The sequence below is a fragment of the Acetobacterium wieringae genome (genome assembly GCF_026646375.1).
GTDB classification, from domain to species: Bacteria; Bacillota; Clostridia; order Eubacteriales; family Eubacteriaceae; genus Acetobacterium; species Acetobacterium wieringae_A.
The window spans coordinates 1-434 of sequence record NZ_JAIPPU010000062.1; the positions used below are offsets into that span (position 1 = coordinate 1).

The 434-nt window shown below is 35.7% G+C and carries 1 protein-coding gene; it reads right to left on the minus strand.

Annotated features, from left to right (window positions below):
• Window positions 1-4: 4 nt before the first annotated feature.
• Window positions 5-355 (minus strand): hypothetical protein, encoded by a 351-nt coding sequence (locus Q7P33_RS17950; RefSeq protein ID WP_303872106.1) that lies wholly within the window; start codon window positions 353-355, stop codon window positions 5-7.
• Window positions 356-434: the final 79 nt, after the last annotated feature.

Here is a 434-nt window from a genome sequence, read left to right on the forward strand (position 1 = left end):
TATTTTACCTCATTTCCTTGCAATTTGGGACTGCACTTTTATGATAACACTCCACTACCTTATTCATAAGTGAGACAATATTTTTACTCTCAAGCACCGCTTGAGCAACCTGAAAAGATATTGCTTGAGATTTCAAATTTTCGTATAGGATTTCTTTAGCCATATAGTAAATTTCTTGTATAGATTCGCTTTTAATTGTCCCCCAACAGCTTCCTGGAGAAAGTAGGTTTTTAATGTCTTCACAATCCGGTGAAAGTATTACAATTGACAATTCCAAGGGGTAATCAGTTTGGGGAACACTGCCAATATAAAGTGTATTGGAAAACCAATCACCTTGACTACTGGTTAAAAGCACAACATCAAAGATTGAAATTTGGTTATTGGAATTGTCAATAATAGTTCAGTCAAAACGCGCAAGGAATTTTCCAAGCCCC